Raw genomic sequence first — 15,626 nt, forward strand, 5'->3', positions numbered from 1 at the left:
GCGGCTACAGAAATGCCTTGGTTCAAGTCGCAGGTGGTTTTGCCACCAAGCAGCCCCCCTTCGAGCAATAGTTACAACGGCGGCAAGCGCCACTCGATGGGCGTCTCGCCATTCTGCTCAAGGTATTTGTTGGTGCGGCTGAAATGCCCGCAACCGAGGAAGCCGCGGTAGGCCGACAGCGGTGAAGGATGCACCGAGGTCAGTACCAGATGCTTGGTGGCATCGATCAGTTTCTGCTTGCTCTGGGCGTGGGCACCCCACAACAGGAACACCAGGTGCGGCTGGTGCTCGCTGACCACTTCGATGATCCGATCGGTAAAAAACTGCCAGCCCTTGCCCGCATGGGATGCCGCGTTGGCCCGCTCCACGGTCATGGTGGTGTTGAGCATCAGCACGCCCTGGTCGGCCCAGCTTTGCAGGTAGCCGTGGTTGGGAATGTCGATGTTGAGGTCACGCTTGAGCTCTTTATAGATGTTCACCAGCGAGGGCGGCGCTGGCACCCCGGGCTGTACCGAAAAACACAAGCCATGGGCCTGGCCCGGTCCGTGGTACGGGTCCTGGCCGAGGATCACCACCTTGACCTTGTCCAGCGGCGTTGAGTTCAAGGCATTGAAGATCATCGGACCCGGCGGATAGATTTCCTTGCCGGCGGCATGTTCCTGGCGCAGGAATTCGCGAAGTTCGCTCATGTAGGGCTGCTCGAATTCGGCACGCAGCGCTTCCTTCCAGCTCGGTTCGAGTTTGATACGATCGTCAGCAGTCATGGCCATGCCCGTGAAAAAAACAATGGCCGCACCCTAGGAAAGCCGACTTCGCTTGTCAATTGATCTGACACGGAACCTGCACTTTCCCTACCAGCGATCATACTGAGCGCTTCTATTTCCCCTCGAGGTCACGATGAACCTGCACGTCGAAGAACTCACCGGCACCGATGGCGCACGCATCGCCATTGCCACCCTGGACGCGGAAAAATCCCTGAATGCCCTGTCGCTGCCCATGATCCAGCAGTTGAGCGAGCGTCTCGATGCTTGGGCCAAGGACCCGCAAGTGGTCTGTGTGCTGCTGCGGGGTAACGGCGCCAAGGCTTTCTGTGCCGGCGGCGAGGTACGCAGCCTGGCCCAGGCTTGCCTCGATCACCCTGGCAAAGTACCGGCCTTGGCCGGGCATTTCTTTGCCGCGGAATACCGTCTCGACTATCGCTTGCACACCTATCCCAAACCCTTGATCTGCTGGGGCCACGGTTATGTGCTGGGCGGTGGCATGGGTCTGCTGCAAGGTGCCGGGATTCGTATCGTCACCCCCAGCAGTCGCCTGGCAATGCCGGAAATCAGCATCGGCCTGTATCCCGACGTCGGCGCCAGCTGGTTCCTCTCGCGCATGCCCGGCAAGCTCGGCTTGTTCCTGGGGTTGACCGGCGCCCACATGAATGGCCGCGATGCCCTGGACCTGAACCTCGCCGACCGCTTCCTGCTGGACGAACAACAGGAAGCACTGATTGAGGGGCTGTTGCAGTTGAACTGGCAGGAACAGACGCCAAGGCAACTCAACAGCTTGCTCAAGGCCTTGCAGCAGGAAGCCTCGGCTCAACTGCCCGAAGCCCAATGGCTGCCGCGTCGGCAGCAGATCGACGCCTGGCTGGACGTCAGTGACGTGGCCTGTGCCTGGCGTGCCATCAGCCAGTTGCAGAACCACAGCGATGCCCTCTACAGCCGAGCGGCCAAGACGCTGGTCGAGGGCTGCCCGCTGACCGCGCACCTGGTATGGGAGCAGATCCACCGTGCTCGCTACCTGTCCCTGGCCGAGGTATTCCAGATGGAATACACCCTGAGCCTGAACTGCTGCCGGCACCCGGAATTCGCCGAAGGGGTGCGTGCTCGCCTGATCGACAAGGATCATCAGCCCCATTGGCATTGGTCGGATATCAACAGCGTGCCCGAGGCGGTGGTGCAAGCGCATTTCCACAAGGCCTGGGAAGGCCGTCATCCCCTGGCGGACCTGACGGATTACTAAAAAGCCTGCAGCCGCTGACAGCGGCTACAGGCTTTTGGCCCACTCGGGATCAATGGCCGCGACCGCCTCGCCCATGGTCGCCCCGGTCACGATCGCCTCGGCCACGATCACCACGTCCGCCGTGACCGCCCCATTCCCGATGGCCACCGTTGTTGCCCCAATTGTTGTTGCCCCAGTTACTGTGGCGATCGTGCCCGCCCCAGCCCTGGTTCGGATAAGGCCGGTACACCGCCCGGGGTGGCTGGTAGTAGCGTGGAGCCGGTTGGTAGTAACGCGGAGCCGACTGGTAATAACGGGGTGCCGGCTGGTAGTAACGCGGTGCGTAGTAACTGCGGCCAGTGGAGTAATAGGAAGAACCACCACCGTAGTAATAGGCCGGCGAGGGAGAACTGTAGACTTCGGAGCTGTAATAGCTTGAACCTCCACCGTAATAAGGGACGCACGCGCTAAGACTCAGACCCAGTAATGCAACAAGCAGAAGTCGACGATACATGGCGGCCTCCTGGACCGCGAAGAAGCCACACCAGCGACGCTGGCAGGCGGCAGTCGACAACAGGCCGACTGACGAAATATCTGACCGCGAAAACCCCTTCTGGTGCGATTTTGGCAACACGTTGATACAAGTCCTTCGACCGCCGGTAACCGCCCTGTCAGGACGACTCGGAGTCGCATTTCCGGCGCCGGAAAAACACCATGCCGCGTATCGATTCCGAGACAACTCAGTGCGCTGATGAACGAGTTATTTGCGCGCCGTGCCACTAGAATGCGTCATCGGGCCACTATCACGGAATTACCATGCCGCTTCGTTCTCCCTTGTATTCGCAACGTTCGCTGGTAATGGTCCTGATCACCTTGCTGGGCAGCGGCTTCCTCGCCACTTCCCTGCTCAGCTACTACGCCTCCCGGGACTCGATCCGCGACAGCATCGTCAACACCGAGCTGCCCCTGACCTCCGACACCGTGTACTCGGAAATCCAGAAGGACCTGGTACGGCCGGTCCTGATCTCCTCGATGATGGCCCGCGACACCTTCATGCGTGACTGGGTGGTAGCCGGCGAACGCGACCCTACCCAGATGACCCGTTACCTCAACGAGGTCATGACCCACTATGGCGCCTACACCGCCTTCTTCGTCTCCAACACCAGCCTCACCTACTACCAGGCCAAGGGCGTGCTGAAGCAGGTCAAGGTCGATGAGCCCCGGGACGCCTGGTACTTTCGCGTACGCGATATGGCCACGCCCTATGAAATCAACGTCGACCCGGACCTGGCCAATCAGGACAAACTGACCTTCTTCATCAACTACAAGGTCTACGACTATCAGGAGCGCTTCATCGGTGCGGCTGGAGTGGGCTTGACGGTGGACGCGGTGATCAAGCTGATCGACAAGTACCAGCAGCGCTACCAGCGCAGTGTGTACTTCGTCGACACCTTCGGCCGCATCGTCCTTACCGGCGCCGACGGTGGGCCCCAGGGCGCCCGCAGCGGCCAGTCCCTGCATGACCTGGACAGCCTCAAGGAACTCATGACCCAACTGCCCAAGCCCCACAGCGGCAGCTATGAATACTCGACCCAGGGCCAGGGGCACTTTCTCAATGTGCGTTTCATTCCCGAACTGAACTGGTACCTGTTCGTCGACAAGCGCGAAGACGGCGCCCTCAACAGCATCCGTCAGTCGCTGTACCTGAACCTGCTGATCTGCCTGGTGGTCACCAGCATCGTGCTGATCCTGCTCAGCGGCGTGGTGCGTCGCTACCGGCGCAAGATCGAGGCCCAGGCCACCCTCGACAGCCTCACCCGCCTACCCAATCGTCGCGGCTTCGATCTGCTGGCAGCCCAGGCTCTGCAGGAAGCGCGGCGGGACATGACGCCACTGTGCGCCCTGCTGCTGGACCTGGATCACTTCAAGCGCCTCAACGACACCTACGGCCATCTGGCCGGGGACCTGGTGCTCAGCGGTTTTGCCCGTGACCTGCAGGACTGCCTGCGCCAGTCCGACATCGTCTGCCGCTGGGGCGGCGAGGAGTTCATTGTCCTGCTCAAGGACACCCAGAGCAGCGCCGCCCTGGTCATTGCCGAGAAGATCCGCCAGCAGACCGAACAACAGCACTACTACTATGAAGGGCAGCCTCTGCAACTGACCGTCAGTATCGGCTTGACCGCTCTGCAATCGGCAGACACCCTGCACAGCCTGCTGTCCCGTGCCGACCATGCGATGTACCGCGCCAAGCAGAGCGGACGCAATCGAACCTGTGTGGAAATGCCCCACTCCAGCCATGAATGAACCTGACCTTTGCCCGGCCTGCGGTGCCCGCAACGACTGCACCCTGGCCGACCCGCGTACTGCGGACCAAGCCTGCTGGTGCTACAGCGTGAGCATCGACCCGGCAATCATCGAAGCCTTGCCGCCACAGCTGCGCGACCGCTCCTGCCTGTGCCCCCGTTGTGCCGGGGTCGAAGCGCAGTTGCGCGCCGGCACCTTGCCACGCTCCTGAACCTCCTCACCTTGCCCCCAACCGCCGATCACCATGCGCATTGACCGTTTCCTCAGCAACCTGCCCCGCTTCAACCGTCAGCAGGTGCGCCTGCTGCTGGTGCAACGCCGCATCCGCATCGACGGGCAGCCGGTCAGCGACCCCAAGGCCGAGGTCCGTGAGTTCAGTCGCGTGGAACTGGATGAGGAAGTGCTCCAGGTCGGCAAGCCGGCGCGTTATTTCATGCTGCACAAGCCCATGGGCTGTGTCAGCGCCACCCGCGACCCGGAGCACAGGACCGTGCTGGAGCTGATCCACGAGCCGGATCCCCAGGACCTGCACATCGCCGGGCGCCTGGATTACAACACCACCGGGCTGATGCTGATCACCAACGACGGCAGCTGGTCGCGACGCTTGACCCAGCCGCAGACCAAGCTGCCCAAGCTCTACTACGTGGAAACCGAGCAGGAGATTGGCCCCGAGTACATCGAGACCTTCGCCCAGGGTCTGTATTTCGCCTTCGAGGACCTCACCACCCTGCCTGCGCAATTGCAGATCCTCGGCCCTCATAGCGCCAGGCTGAGCATCGTCGAGGGGCGCTATCACCAGGTCAAACGGATGTTCGGCCACTTCAACAACAAGGTGGTGCGCCTGCACCGCGAACGCATGGGACCACTGGTACTGGATGAATGCCTTGCCCCAGGCCAATACCGCCCCCTCAGCGCAGACGAAATCCGCCTGATCTGACGCCGCGTCCCGCTGAATGACCGCTGGGCAGAAGCTGTCGAACAATTTGCCCAACGCACTTGCAGGTTCCCGGTTGCCCTGCTTGAATCAGTCCGTCGGCCGAAATGTGACCGATGAGTCACCCATACACATCTAAGAAACCTTTTGCCGGCCTGAGCCCTGCCTGCTCTGCATTCAACCCGGTAAATCGCCCGCCTATAACAATACCCGTCGACCTGCATTACCGGATCGACATGGGCTCCGATTCCAGGCGTATGCCTACCTGTCACATTGCCCGTGCACACTCAATGTTGCGCGCATACCCGCTTGCCAGGAGTCTTATGACATGAGGCCAGAAATCGCTGTGCTGGATATACAGGGTCAGTATCGGGTTTACACGGAGTTCTATCGCGCAGATGCCGCAGACAAGACCATCATTCTGGTCAACGGCTCGATGGCCACCACTGCGTCCTTTGCCCAGACCGTGAAGAATCTGTACCCGCAGTTCAACGTGGTGCTCTACGACCAGCCCTACGCGGGCCGGTCCAAGGCCCACAACAAGCACGAACGGATGCTCACCAAGGAAGTGGAAGGGCAGATCCTGCTGGAGTTGATTGAGCACTTCGCCGCCGAGCATGTGCTGTCGTTCTCGTGGGGCGGCGCCGCGGCCTTGCAGGCCTTGTCCCAACGTCCTCGACGCATCGAGAAGGCGGTGATCAGCTCGTTCTCGCCGGTGCTCAACGAACCCATGCGCGACTACCTGGAGCGCGGTGTCGACTACCTCGGCAGCCTCGACCGCCATCGCGTCGGCCACCTGGTCAACGACACCATCGGCAAACACCTGCCGTCGCTGTTCAAGCGCTTCAACTATCGCCATGTCAGCAGCCTGGCGGAGCATGAGTACGGGCAGATGCACTTCCACATCAGCCATGTGCTCAACGGCGATCGCCAGTGCTACTTGCGGGCGGCGAAGAACATCCAGGTGCCGGTGCTGTTTCTCAACGGTGAGTGGGACGAGTACACCTCAGCCAACGACGCCAAGCTGTTCGCCGACCATGTACAGCACGCGAGCTTCAGCACCATCCAGGCCACCGGGCATTTTCTCGACATGGAACACAAGGCGGCCTGCCGCGACAGTCGCCAGGCACTCCTGGGCTTCCTCAAGCCAGCCCAGTACGACAACCGCTCGCGTCCACACTATGTTCATGATCAGCATGCACGGGCCATCTGAAACCCCGTCGCCACAGGCCGTCACCCCGCCTTGAAAAACCCTGTTTTTCCTGGCGGGTGAGGCACCTGTGGCGACCTCAACCGACACGCAAGCACAAGTCAGATAAAGAAAAACTTCAAATCCCCGGCCACTTCTGGTACAAAGTCAGCCGTTCGAGCGGGTGTCGTATAATGGCATTACTCCAGCTTCCCAAGCTGATAACGAGGGTTCGATTCCCTTCACCCGCTCCACTTCCCCAATCTGCGGGCTCCCGCAGATATCTGTAGAAGCTTCTCAGGTCGTTGATTCAAACGATCTCCTCCCCTCCCAGCAGCAAACCTAGCGAACCAAGCCCAAGCCTCGTGCAGATCATTGGAGCGCCGCTGTTTCAGCATCGACCTGTACCAACGGCCCATCAGCCGGGTGCGTGGCACAACTGATCGGGATTGGCCAAAAAAGCGGCATAGTCATCCGCAACGACGCAGGTTCGACCCGTCTCATGGGACCACAGCACCACGACCGGCTCACCGGCGTCGCCCAGTACCGCGTAATCGAAGCAGTAATAGTCGCCCGTCCCAAATTGAGCGAACGGCAGCAGGCTGGAGCAGTCGAGCGCGATGCCGGAGAAAGTGTCTTGCCAAGCCCGCCAGCCTTGCTCGAAATGGCGGACTATCGACTCCCAGGTCTTGCGGGGATCACGCGCATCAAAGACAGGAAACACTTCCAGCCCCCCCAGCGCCTTGCCGTTGTGCTCCAGCAGCCAGTCCACGAATGACCCGGGCAAGGTTCGCCCCAATGCCGTCTCGGCAGCATGAATGGCCTCTATTGTCGTGCCTATCACTCGCGCTTTGCCCAAGGTGCCTCGCTTAGGGTACAGACCCGGGTTCGGGGGATTCGGTTGGCCCTTACAGACGAACACCCACCGCTATCGGTTGGCTTGGTGTCGATGACGACGCTGATCGCTTGAGGCGTGGCGCACGATAATGCATAACCCACACTGAGTGAAAATCGCCGTGACCGGGTCAGAGGAAAAACCTCAGCCGCGTCTTTTGCATCATCCGCCCGACATCACGGCTGCACACGAACCTCAAGGAAACGCTGCATGACCCAGAATATTTACGACGATCCGACCTTTTTCCAGGGCTACAGCCAGATGGGCCGCTCCCTCGGCGGCCTCGATGCGGCACCGGAATGGCCAGCCCTGCAAGCTCTGCTGCCCACCATGAACGGTCTCAAGGTGGTGGACCTGGGCTGCGGCTATGGCTGGTTCAGCCGCTGGGCCAGCGAACAGGGGGCCCGACAGGTACTGGGCCTGGACGTTTCGCAAAAGATGCTGGCGACCGCCCGCGCCAGCACCTCGGCGCCCAACATCGATTATCAGCGGGCCGATCTGGAACACCTGAGCCTGCCCGCCTGCAGCTTCGACCTGGCCTACAGCTCCCTGGCCCTGCACTACATCAAGGACTTGCGCGGGCTGTTCACCCAGGTCCATGCCGCCCTGGTACCCGGGGCACGTCTGGTGTTCTCCATCGAGCACCCGATCTTCATGGCCCCGCGCAACCCGGGTTGGCAGGTGGATGACCAGGGCCGCAAATCCTGGCCGCTGGACAGCTACCAGCAAGAAGGCGAGCGAGTGACCCATTGGCTGGCGGAGGGCGTGATCAAGCAGCACCGGACCCTGGGCACTCTGCTCAACACCCTGATCGACACAGGGTTCAGCATTCGCCATGTCGAGGAGTGGGGACCGAGCGCCCAGCAAGTGCTGGAGCAACCGGCTCTGGAAGAAGAGCGCGAGCGACCGATGATGTTGCTGGTGGCCGCCCAGCGCTGAGGCGGCCGCCGTTGCGCGGCCACCTCGGCAGGCTTGCCCTGCCTGCTAGAAGCCCTGCTGCAACGGAAAACGCCGGGCCCCGCTGTGAGCGAGGAATTTTTCCTGGGCCATGGGCCGGGCCAGGAAATAGCCCTGGGCTTCGTCGCAGCCAAAGGCCCGTAGCATCTGCAGGCATTTGAAACTCTCGATGCCCTCGGCCACGGTGCGATAGCCCAGCTCCCTGGCCAGGGCAATGACCGAACGGGTGATCTTCTGGTGCTGGGCGCTGCTCTCAAGGTCCGTGACCATGGATTTGTCGAGCTTCACCACATTGGCGGGAATCTGATGCAGGTAGGCGAAGTTGCTGTAGCCGGTACCGAAATCATCGATGGCCACGTCCATGCCCAGGCCGCGTATCTTGCTCAACTGATCCAGCACCTTGGGGTTGGAGCGCAGCCAGGCACCTTCAGTGATCTCCACCTCCAGGCGCCGGGGATCGATGCGGTGACGCTGGCAGGCCTCCCTGAGGACATCGGCAATGTCCTGGTCCTCGAAATCCTGGGGGGACAGGTTGATCGACAGGCGCTGTACATCGCTGGAACTCCAGCTGTGCAGCCTGTCCAGCACCGCGTTGATCACCCAATGGGTCACCCGGTGGATCAGGGCGTTGCGCTCCATGACCGGAATGAATTCCGCCGGGGAAATCGGTCCCAGCCAAGGGTGATCCCAGCGGATCAGCGCCTCGGCGCTGACCTGGGCACCATCGGGCAGGGCGAAGCGCGGCTGGAACATCAGGTAGATCTGTCCGCTGTCGAGGGCTTCGCTGATGTCCGACGCCAGATTGAAGGCACGTCGATAGGCCTGGTCCCGCACCACGTCATAGGGCGCCCAGGTGCTGCGCTTCAAGGTCGCCAGCTCCAGGGCGAACATGGCTTTGCGCAGCACGTCCGGCACCGCGTCGCGGTCCGTGGAGAACTCCACGGTGCCCGCACATACCCCGGGAATCATCGGCAACTCAAGGCCCGGCGGCTGGCGCCGCAAACGCCGAACCAGCCCTTCGAGAAAACGTTCGATGCCCGGCGCTGCCGGTAGCAGAAAGCCAAAACGCTTGACCGAGACGTGATACACCCGGACATGCCGCCCCAGGTAGGTGAGCAGTTGCTGGGCCAGGAAGCGCACGATGATTTCAAACGGAGCCATGCCCATGGCCAGGGTCAGCTCGTGAGCCACGGTCATGTCCACCGCATCCACCAGCACCAGCACGCGCTTTTCACCAGGATGCTGTTCCGCCAGGTCGTACAGATCGCTCTGGAATTGCTCCCGATTGGGCAGGCTGCTGACCGGATCGCGACGGGTCTGGCGCTGACGGTGCTCGATCTGCTCCATCACCAGGCACGCCAGGTCCCGCAGTTGCTGGCGCTCGACGGCATTCAAGCGCTGGGGCTGTTTATCGATGACGCACAAACTGCCGATGGCATGGCCGGTGGATGTGATCAGCGGCGCGCCAGCATAAAAGCCGATGCACGGATCTTCGGTGACCAGGGGATTGGCATGAAAGCGCACATCCCGGCGGGCGTTTTCCACTTCAAACACATCGCCGGACTTGATGGTGTAGGCACAGAACGATTGATCGATGGGGGTCTGCTCGGCGACGAAGCCCACCCGCGACATGAACCACTGGCGATCCCGATCCACCAGAGTGATCAGGGCCGTGGGTACCTTGAAGTACTGCGCCGCCAGACGACAAATACGATCAAAACGCTCACAACGGGCCGTGTCCAGCAGTTCCAGGGCATACAGAGCAGCCAGGCGCTGCTCCTCGACCAACGCCTTATCGGGCATACCGCGCCTCAGGCAGGATCAACACACTCATCAGAAAACCTATCTCAGCAGCGCAGGGGGAAAACACCACCTGGAAACGGGTTGAGCCCAAAATGGTGGCATTACGACATCCATCGACAGCATGACGCAGTGACTAGTGCTTGCCAATTCCATCCGTCGGACGAACGGTATTGCCCGAAACAATACATAGCAACCTTGAAAAGACCGTTCCAGAGCGCTAGCGCCCCATGACAAAGCGACCTTGCCGGCCATTGCGTCCTGCTCGAGCCCCTCTCTGCAAACCCTGGCAGATCGGCAGGCGCATACCTTGCGAAGACAAAAAAAGCGATCCGCAGATCGCTTTCTTTGCTATTGCATCATCAGGCCAGTTCCAGAGTCCCGACCTTCTTGCCCCCTTGTCACTACCCTGCTCCTGCCGGGCGTCCGAATCTTTTAACAGCCTGCGACTGTCTGCTGGCTGAACCTGCCGGCGGCAAGCGTGACAATTCATGACAGGCCCTTGCCAAGCATGAGCAAAGCCGGAACCATGCGCCGCCCTGCCCATGGATGGAGCCGTACCATGAAAAAACTCGTATTCCTGCTATTCCTCGGCCTGCTGGTGGTGCTCAACGTCGGCTACTACACCGAGCTGGAAGAAGCCGAGACCCACACCCGCTGGTTTATCAAGCAGTCCCCGACGCTGCGCCTGGAGTTCTTCAATATCCACGCCAATGACGGCGACTACCGGCGCGTGGAAAAGCTCACGCCCGAGTACCGGCAGATGATCATCGACTACTGCAAGTACCGTTTGGGCATCGACACCCAGGTCACCGCCCAGGCCGACGTGGAACGTTGCGCCAAGCTCTGACCCCTCTCCTCCAGCACGCCCCCCGTGCCTTTGGTACTCGTCTCATGGCAACCGGGCCAGCCCCCGGCTAGGGTCGCTACAACTCTCCTGCCCCTGGGGAGCCCTGCGCCCCTCCTTGGTCCAGGGGTGCTATGGTGGTCGGCTGCCCTGCGTGCCAGGGCTCATTGGAGGAGTGCGACGCTGAACGCCTGGTCGTGAAGCTTGAGGAGGTCACTGAATAGATATGTGCAACGCCAAAGATATTTACACCGCGGGTTGGATTCTGGTGGTCATGTCCGGACTGGTGTCCCTGGTGATCCAGGTCTACCTGGGCTATTTCAAGATCGATGACATGGTCAAATACCTGGCCCGTTGCCGGGTCGTCGCCATTCGCATGCCACTGCTGGGCAAAGACCCTCTCAGCCGTCTGTGCATGCTGGTGTGCATCGGCGGAATGTTCGCCATGCCCCACCTCTTTCTGCGCAATGGCGGCTTGGATGTGCGCGACTACAAGAACTTCCCCCTGGGCCTGAAATGGCTGATCAATCTGTTCCAGCTGTCAGCCCTGGCCGCGCTTATCGCCTTCCTGGTGTTGTGGTGGGTCAGTCGTCACCTTTGACCGGCAACGGTCTTCATTGCGGGGCGCCACGCAACGGCGCCCCGTCTCCCCAGAGCCAGCAGCCCTTCAACCGGTCGCTGTCTGCTGATGAAAATCCTCACGGGTCATTTCGAAAAACCGGCTTGGCAGGCCTTCGAACTCGCCGTCGTGAGTGAAACGAAAACCCAGCTTGCGAGCCACCGCCAACGAGGCGCCATTGTCGATGTGAGCATCAGCGACAATCCGCTCGACCTCCGGGTCGGCAAAGGCGTGCTCGACAATGCGCCTGGCGGCCTCAGAGGCCACCCCCCGGCCCCAGGCCCGCCGCACCAGACGCCAGCCCATCTCCAGTTCCGGGCCCACGGCGTCGAAAGGAATGAACGAGACCCAGCCCAGTAAATCGTCCGGGGCCTCCTTGGCGAAGATCGCCCAATAACCGCATCGCTCACCAAAGTCCTGGGTCATACGCGACCGCAGGAAATCCCGATGCCATTGCCCACCGTCCCAGATCCCCGGAGTGAAGCGCGTGACTTCAGGGTCCAGGTCCATGCGCAAGCAGGCCTCGAAGTGTTCGAGCGTGCGTGGACGCAATATCAGGTTGGGGGTTTCGAAGTGCAGATTCATCCGTGATCTCCTGGGTTGATGGCCGACCATGAAACAGCGGCTGGCGGAAAAAGAAAACGGCCCGCCGCAAGAAAACACGTCGCTCCGCACAGCAAACCCGATCAAGCCCCTCACTTCGTATACAGCCACGCATACACTTTTCGACACCATTGTTCAGAACTATCTGATTGAATGATAATAATTATCTAATGAGAATCGCTTCCAAATAAAACGGAGGCTCTATCTCAATGTCCAGTCCCGCCCGCCCACAACCCTGGAAGTTGTGGTCCACCTCTCTCGGTCTGATGGCCCTCAGCGAAGCCAGCCTGGGAGCCGCTGCTGAAGACGCCAAGCGTCACACCGAGGCGACACCTGTCACCCTGGCGCCAACCCATGTGCAAGGGGTGCATCAGCCCGGCTACAAGCGCGAGGCCTCGGATTCGGTGAAGTTCACCGCGCCCCTGCGGGAAACGCCGAAGTCGGTGACCATCATCACCGACACCCTGATGCAGGAACGTGCCGTGTCGACCCTGACCGATGCCTTGCGCACCACCCCGGGCATCACCTTCGGCGCCGGGGAAGGCGGAACGCCGCTGGGGGATCGCCCCTTCATCCGCGGCTTCGAGGCCAGCACCGACATCATGATCGACGGCATCCGCGACGTCGGCCGGATGAACCATGAAGTCTTCAACTACGAGCAGATCGAGATCGTCAAAGGCCCGGGTTCGGCCTACTCGGGACGCGGCTCCACCGGCGGCACCATCAACCTGATCAGCAAAGTACCGCAGCAGGAGAACTTCAGCGCCGGCAGCCTGACCCTGGGCACCGATCATCTGCGGCGCAGCACCCTCGACCTCAACCAGTACCTGCCCGAACAGAACATGGCCCTGCGCCTGAACGCCATGAAGCATGAAGCCGATACCCCCGGGCGCGATCATGTGCAAGTGTCGCGCTGGGGCGTGGCACCGAGCGTGACCTTCGGCCTGAACACCGACACCCGCGCCACCTTGAGCTACTACCACCTGCAGACCGACGACATGCCCGACCAGGGCATCCCGGTATCGGAAATCTCCGGCAAGCCGATCAAGGTCGACCGCGACAACTTCTATGGCTTCACCCAGCGCGACTTCCGCAAGACCTCGGCAGACCTTGCGACCTTGCAACTGGAACATGACTTCAACGACCACCTGACCCTGCGCAACACCACCCGCCAGGGCCGCAGCATGCAGGACTACGTCATGAGCCGGCCGATATCCACGGCGGCGCAGGAACAGGCGAACACCGTGCAACGTGCGGCTCGCGGGCGCAACGTGGTCAACGAATCGCTGATCAACCAGACCGACATCTTCGGCACATTCGACACCGGCTCTATCGGCCACAGCTACAGCGCGGGCCTGGAGTTCTCGCGCGAACGGATCGACGTCAAGAATCGTTATGCAAGCCCCAAGAACAGCAACCTGGGCGACCTCAATCACCCCAATCCAAAAGACCCATTCGCCCCGGTGCTACGAGACGACGGCCAGCACACCGTCACCCGACACAACAACCGCGCCGTCTATGTGATGGACACCCTCGCCCTGCACGAGCAATGGGACCTGAACCTGGGCCTGCGCTACGACGCCTATCACGTCAGGGACCCCAGCCAGAGCAACCGCAGCAATATGTGGACCTACCAAAGCGGCATCGTCTTCAAGCCCCTGCCCTACGGCAGCATCTACCTGTCCTACGGCACCTCGTTCAACCCTTCGGGCGAAACCGCCGGGCAGTCGGGCGGCGCCGATGGCGCAGCAGGTGGCCGGCTCAGCAACCTGGACCCGGAAAAGAGCCGCAGCCTCGAACTGGGCACCAAATGGGACCTGCTCAACGAGCGCCTGGCCCTGACCGCAGCCGTGTTCAAGACCGAGAAGACCAACGCCCGGACCTACGACCCGATCAGCAACGAAGTGACCCTGGATGGCGATGTCGAAGTGAAAGGTTTTGAAGTCGGGGCCACCGGTTACCTCACCGATCAATGGGAGGTGATGGCGGGCTACACCTACCTGGATGCCAAGACGGTCAAGTACGCCTCAGGCATGAACACCGACTTCAACGGCAACCAGATGAAATTCATCGCCCCCAACAGCGCCTCGGTGTGGAGCACCTACATGCTCACCGACCGCCTGAAAGTCGGTGCCGGCGCCAACTATGTGGGCGAGCGCTACACCAACGATGAAAACACCCGCAGCCTCGATGCCTACTGGCGCTACGACGCCATGCTGGCCTATCGGGTGAACAAGAACCTGGACCTGCAGTTCAACGTGCTCAACCTCACCGACAAGACCTACTACGACGCGTCCCACGTTGGCTTGTTCGCCACCGTCGCGCCCGGGCGTTCCGCCGAGCTGGCGGCCAACCTGCGCTTCTGACATGACCCGCAGACCCCTGGGGGCGATGGAGATTCCATCGCCCCCAGGGCGTCATGGCAGCAAGGCCTGGATGTCGTTCCACAGCGCCCGGGGAACCTGCACCCCCTGCTCCAGGCTGCGCGCCCGGGCCTCAAAACGCCGCTGCGACGGCAACCGCGCGCCTTGCTGGGCAATGGCCGCGAACAACCCTTCCGCCCGCTCCAGCCCCTGCTGATAACCCTCGCCCAAAAACACCTGGGGATCGAACGCCAGCACCAGCTCGCCATGGCAAGGTGTCGCCCCCACGCCCTCGTCGAACGCCATGGATTCGGCGCTGGTCAGATCGCCAATCAAGGCGCCGGCTAGCAACTCGATCATCGCCGCCAGGGCCGACCCCTTGTGGCCGCCAAAGGTCTGCATGGCGCCCTGCAACGCCGCCCTGGCATCGGTGGTCGGTTGGCCCTGGGCATCTATGGCCCAATGGCTGGGAATCGGCGTGCCCTGGCGCGCATGCAGCTCGATATCGCCACGCGCGATGGCGCTGGTGGCGAAATCAAAAACAAAGGGGTGGCCCCCCGGACGCGGCCAGGCGAAGGCCAGGGGGTTGGTGCCGAACACCGGATGGCGGCCGCCGGCCGGGGCCACCCAGCTGTGACTGGGGTTCATCGCCAGGCCCACCAAGCCGCTGGCGGCAATCGCCTCGACCTCCGGCCACAGCGCAGAGAAGTGGAAACAGTGCTTGATCACCATGGCGGCGATCCCCTGGCTGCGAGCCTTTTGCGCCAGTAACGGCAAGCCGGTGTGAAGGCCCAGCAACGAGTAGCCGTAATGGGCATCTACCTCCAGCACCCCGGCGGAAATGTGCCGCACGCTGGGTTCGGCCTGTGGGTCGATCTTGCCCTCGCGTACCGAGCGCACGCAGCCCAGCAGGCGGTACACACCGTGGGAGTGGCACTCGTCACGCTGGCCCTGGGTGATGACCTCGGCGATCACCCGAGCATGTGCCTCGGACAGGCCGTGATGGGTAAGGACCCGATACGACTGGGCGCGGACTTCATCCAGTGACAGGGTGATGTATTCAGACATTCTGGAACCTCTATGGCTGGTGGGGAACGCTCCTGTGGGAGAGTCTTGGTGGATGGAG

16 protein-coding genes and 1 tRNA gene are annotated in these 15,626 nt (G+C 61.6%); 11 read left to right on the top strand and 6 right to left on the bottom strand.

Annotated elements, in window-relative coordinates; translation table 11 throughout:
• Positions 1-71 precede the first annotated feature (71 nt).
• The gene (gene ung, locus J5M73_RS27205) at positions 72-764 is read right to left on the bottom strand and encodes a uracil-DNA glycosylase (RefSeq protein ID WP_102861587.1); all 693 of its coding nucleotides are present in this window, start codon (positions 762-764) and stop codon (positions 72-74) included.
• 133 nt (positions 765-897) lie between these two features.
• On the opposite strand from ung, the gene J5M73_RS27210 reads away from it, so the two are divergent.
• Positions 898-2,010, top strand: a complete 1,113-nt coding sequence (locus J5M73_RS27210) for an enoyl-CoA hydratase/isomerase family protein (protein WP_207816539.1) — start codon at positions 898-900, stop codon at positions 2,008-2,010.
• 49 nt (positions 2,011-2,059) lie between these two features.
• On the opposite strand, the gene J5M73_RS27215 is transcribed toward J5M73_RS27210, so the two are convergent.
• Complete coding sequence (locus tag J5M73_RS27215) at positions 2,060-2,503, bottom strand: hypothetical protein (RefSeq protein ID WP_115581787.1); 444 nt, start codon at positions 2,501-2,503, stop codon at positions 2,060-2,062.
• A 302-nt stretch (positions 2,504-2,805) separates the two neighbouring features.
• Between J5M73_RS27215 and J5M73_RS27220 the strand changes: the two genes are divergently transcribed.
• The 5 genes from J5M73_RS27220 to J5M73_RS27240 all read left to right on the top strand — a co-directional run bounded on the left by J5M73_RS27220 (position 2,806) and on the right by J5M73_RS27240 (position 6,670).
• Complete coding sequence (locus J5M73_RS27220) at positions 2,806-4,293, top strand: sensor domain-containing diguanylate cyclase (RefSeq protein ID WP_207816541.1); 1,488 nt, start codon at positions 2,806-2,808, stop codon at positions 4,291-4,293.
• The gene (locus J5M73_RS27225; protein ID WP_102861583.1) at positions 4,286-4,504 is read left to right on the top strand and encodes a cysteine-rich CWC family protein; all 219 of its coding nucleotides are present in this window, start codon (positions 4,286-4,288) and stop codon (positions 4,502-4,504) included. The genes J5M73_RS27220 and J5M73_RS27225 overlap by 8 nt, the downstream gene beginning before the upstream one ends.
• 33 nt (positions 4,505-4,537) lie before the next feature.
• Positions 4,538-5,230 carry a pseudouridine synthase gene (locus J5M73_RS27230; protein ID WP_102861582.1) on the top strand — a complete coding sequence of 231 codons (693 nt, stop codon included), beginning with the start codon at positions 4,538-4,540 and terminating at the stop codon, positions 5,228-5,230.
• A gap of 325 nt (positions 5,231-5,555) precedes the next feature.
• Positions 5,556-6,440 carry an alpha/beta hydrolase gene (locus J5M73_RS27235; protein WP_102861581.1) on the top strand — a complete coding sequence of 295 codons (885 nt, stop codon included), beginning with the start codon at positions 5,556-5,558 and terminating at the stop codon, positions 6,438-6,440.
• A 156-nt stretch (positions 6,441-6,596) separates the two neighbouring features.
• Positions 6,597-6,670 (top strand) — tRNA-Gly (locus J5M73_RS27240).
• 164 nt (positions 6,671-6,834) lie between these two features.
• Here the strand turns inward: J5M73_RS27240 and J5M73_RS27245 are convergent.
• Positions 6,835-7,260, bottom strand: a complete 426-nt coding sequence (locus J5M73_RS27245; RefSeq protein ID WP_242553941.1) for an SMI1/KNR4 family protein — start codon at positions 7,258-7,260, stop codon at positions 6,835-6,837.
• A gap of 261 nt (positions 7,261-7,521) precedes the next feature.
• Between J5M73_RS27245 and J5M73_RS27250 the strand changes: the two genes are divergently transcribed.
• Entirely contained in the window at positions 7,522-8,250 is a 729-nt protein-coding gene (locus tag J5M73_RS27250) for a class I SAM-dependent methyltransferase (RefSeq protein WP_102861579.1), read from the top strand.
• Positions 8,251-8,295: 45 nt separating this feature from the next.
• Here J5M73_RS27250 and J5M73_RS27255 read toward each other — a convergent pair whose 3' ends face one another.
• Positions 8,296-10,071 carry a sensor domain-containing phosphodiesterase gene (locus J5M73_RS27255; protein WP_102861578.1) on the bottom strand — a complete coding sequence of 592 codons (1,776 nt, stop codon included), beginning with the start codon at positions 10,069-10,071 and terminating at the stop codon, positions 8,296-8,298.
• A gap of 559 nt (positions 10,072-10,630) precedes the next feature.
• Between J5M73_RS27255 and J5M73_RS27260 the strand changes: the two genes are divergently transcribed.
• The gene (locus J5M73_RS27260; protein WP_102861577.1) at positions 10,631-10,918 is read left to right on the top strand and encodes a hypothetical protein; all 288 of its coding nucleotides are present in this window, start codon (positions 10,631-10,633) and stop codon (positions 10,916-10,918) included.
• A gap of 223 nt (positions 10,919-11,141) precedes the next feature.
• Complete coding sequence (locus J5M73_RS27265; protein ID WP_102861576.1) at positions 11,142-11,516, top strand: hypothetical protein; 375 nt, start codon at positions 11,142-11,144, stop codon at positions 11,514-11,516.
• Positions 11,517-11,582: 66 nt separating this feature from the next.
• Here the strand turns inward: J5M73_RS27265 and J5M73_RS27270 are convergent, their stop codons facing one another.
• Entirely contained in the window at positions 11,583-12,119 is a 537-nt protein-coding gene (locus J5M73_RS27270) for a GNAT family N-acetyltransferase (protein WP_102861575.1), read from the bottom strand.
• A 28-nt stretch (positions 12,120-12,147) separates the two neighbouring features.
• Here J5M73_RS27270 and J5M73_RS27275 point away from each other — a divergent pair, with 28 nt between their 5' ends.
• Positions 12,148-12,294, top strand: a complete 147-nt coding sequence (locus tag J5M73_RS27275; RefSeq protein WP_162884111.1) for a hypothetical protein — start codon at positions 12,148-12,150, stop codon at positions 12,292-12,294.
• Between the two features lie 52 nt (positions 12,295-12,346).
• On the top strand, positions 12,347-14,503 hold the full coding sequence (locus J5M73_RS27280; RefSeq protein ID WP_207816542.1) for a TonB-dependent siderophore receptor: 2,157 nt from the start codon (positions 12,347-12,349) through the stop codon (positions 14,501-14,503).
• Positions 14,504-14,554: 51 nt separating this feature from the next.
• On the opposite strand, the gene J5M73_RS27285 is transcribed toward J5M73_RS27280, so the two are convergent.
• Positions 14,555-15,568 carry an Ldh family oxidoreductase gene (locus J5M73_RS27285; protein WP_207816543.1) on the bottom strand — a complete coding sequence of 338 codons (1,014 nt, stop codon included), beginning with the start codon at positions 15,566-15,568 and terminating at the stop codon, positions 14,555-14,557.
• Between the last annotated feature and the right edge of the window lie 58 nt (positions 15,569-15,626).

Origin of the sequence: Pseudomonas sp. 50_B, assembly GCF_017491625.1 — a bacterium.
Taxonomy (GTDB): Bacteria; Pseudomonadota; Gammaproteobacteria; order Pseudomonadales; family Pseudomonadaceae; genus Aquipseudomonas; species Aquipseudomonas danubii.

Coding starts and splice junctions, on each gene's coding strand:
- J5M73_RS27285 (WP_207816543.1), bottom strand. CDS start 15,568: ATGTCTGAATACATCACCCTGTCACTGGATGAAGTCCGCGCCCAGTCG.
- J5M73_RS27270 (WP_102861575.1), bottom strand. CDS start 12,119: ATGAATCTGCACTTCGAAACCCCCAACCTGATATTGCGTCCACGCACG.
- J5M73_RS27225 (WP_102861583.1), top strand. CDS start 4,286: ATGAATGAACCTGACCTTTGCCCGGCCTGCGGTGCCCGCAACGACTGC.
- J5M73_RS27215 (WP_115581787.1), bottom strand. CDS start 2,503: ATGTATCGTCGACTTCTGCTTGTTGCATTACTGGGTCTGAGTCTTAGC.
- J5M73_RS27220 (WP_207816541.1), top strand. CDS start 2,806: ATGCCGCTTCGTTCTCCCTTGTATTCGCAACGTTCGCTGGTAATGGTC.
- J5M73_RS27280 (WP_207816542.1), top strand. CDS start 12,347: ATGTCCAGTCCCGCCCGCCCACAACCCTGGAAGTTGTGGTCCACCTCT.
- J5M73_RS27210 (WP_207816539.1), top strand. CDS start 898: ATGAACCTGCACGTCGAAGAACTCACCGGCACCGATGGCGCACGCATC.
- J5M73_RS27250 (WP_102861579.1), top strand. CDS start 7,522: ATGACCCAGAATATTTACGACGATCCGACCTTTTTCCAGGGCTACAGC.
- J5M73_RS27230 (WP_102861582.1), top strand. CDS start 4,538: ATGCGCATTGACCGTTTCCTCAGCAACCTGCCCCGCTTCAACCGTCAG.
- J5M73_RS27275 (WP_162884111.1), top strand. CDS start 12,148: ATGAAACAGCGGCTGGCGGAAAAAGAAAACGGCCCGCCGCAAGAAAAC.
- J5M73_RS27235 (WP_102861581.1), top strand. CDS start 5,556: ATGAGGCCAGAAATCGCTGTGCTGGATATACAGGGTCAGTATCGGGTT.
- ung (WP_102861587.1), bottom strand. CDS start 764: ATGACTGCTGACGATCGTATCAAACTCGAACCGAGCTGGAAGGAAGCG.
- J5M73_RS27260 (WP_102861577.1), top strand. CDS start 10,631: ATGAAAAAACTCGTATTCCTGCTATTCCTCGGCCTGCTGGTGGTGCTC.
- J5M73_RS27265 (WP_102861576.1), top strand. CDS start 11,142: ATGTGCAACGCCAAAGATATTTACACCGCGGGTTGGATTCTGGTGGTC.
- J5M73_RS27255 (WP_102861578.1), bottom strand. CDS start 10,071: ATGCCCGATAAGGCGTTGGTCGAGGAGCAGCGCCTGGCTGCTCTGTAT.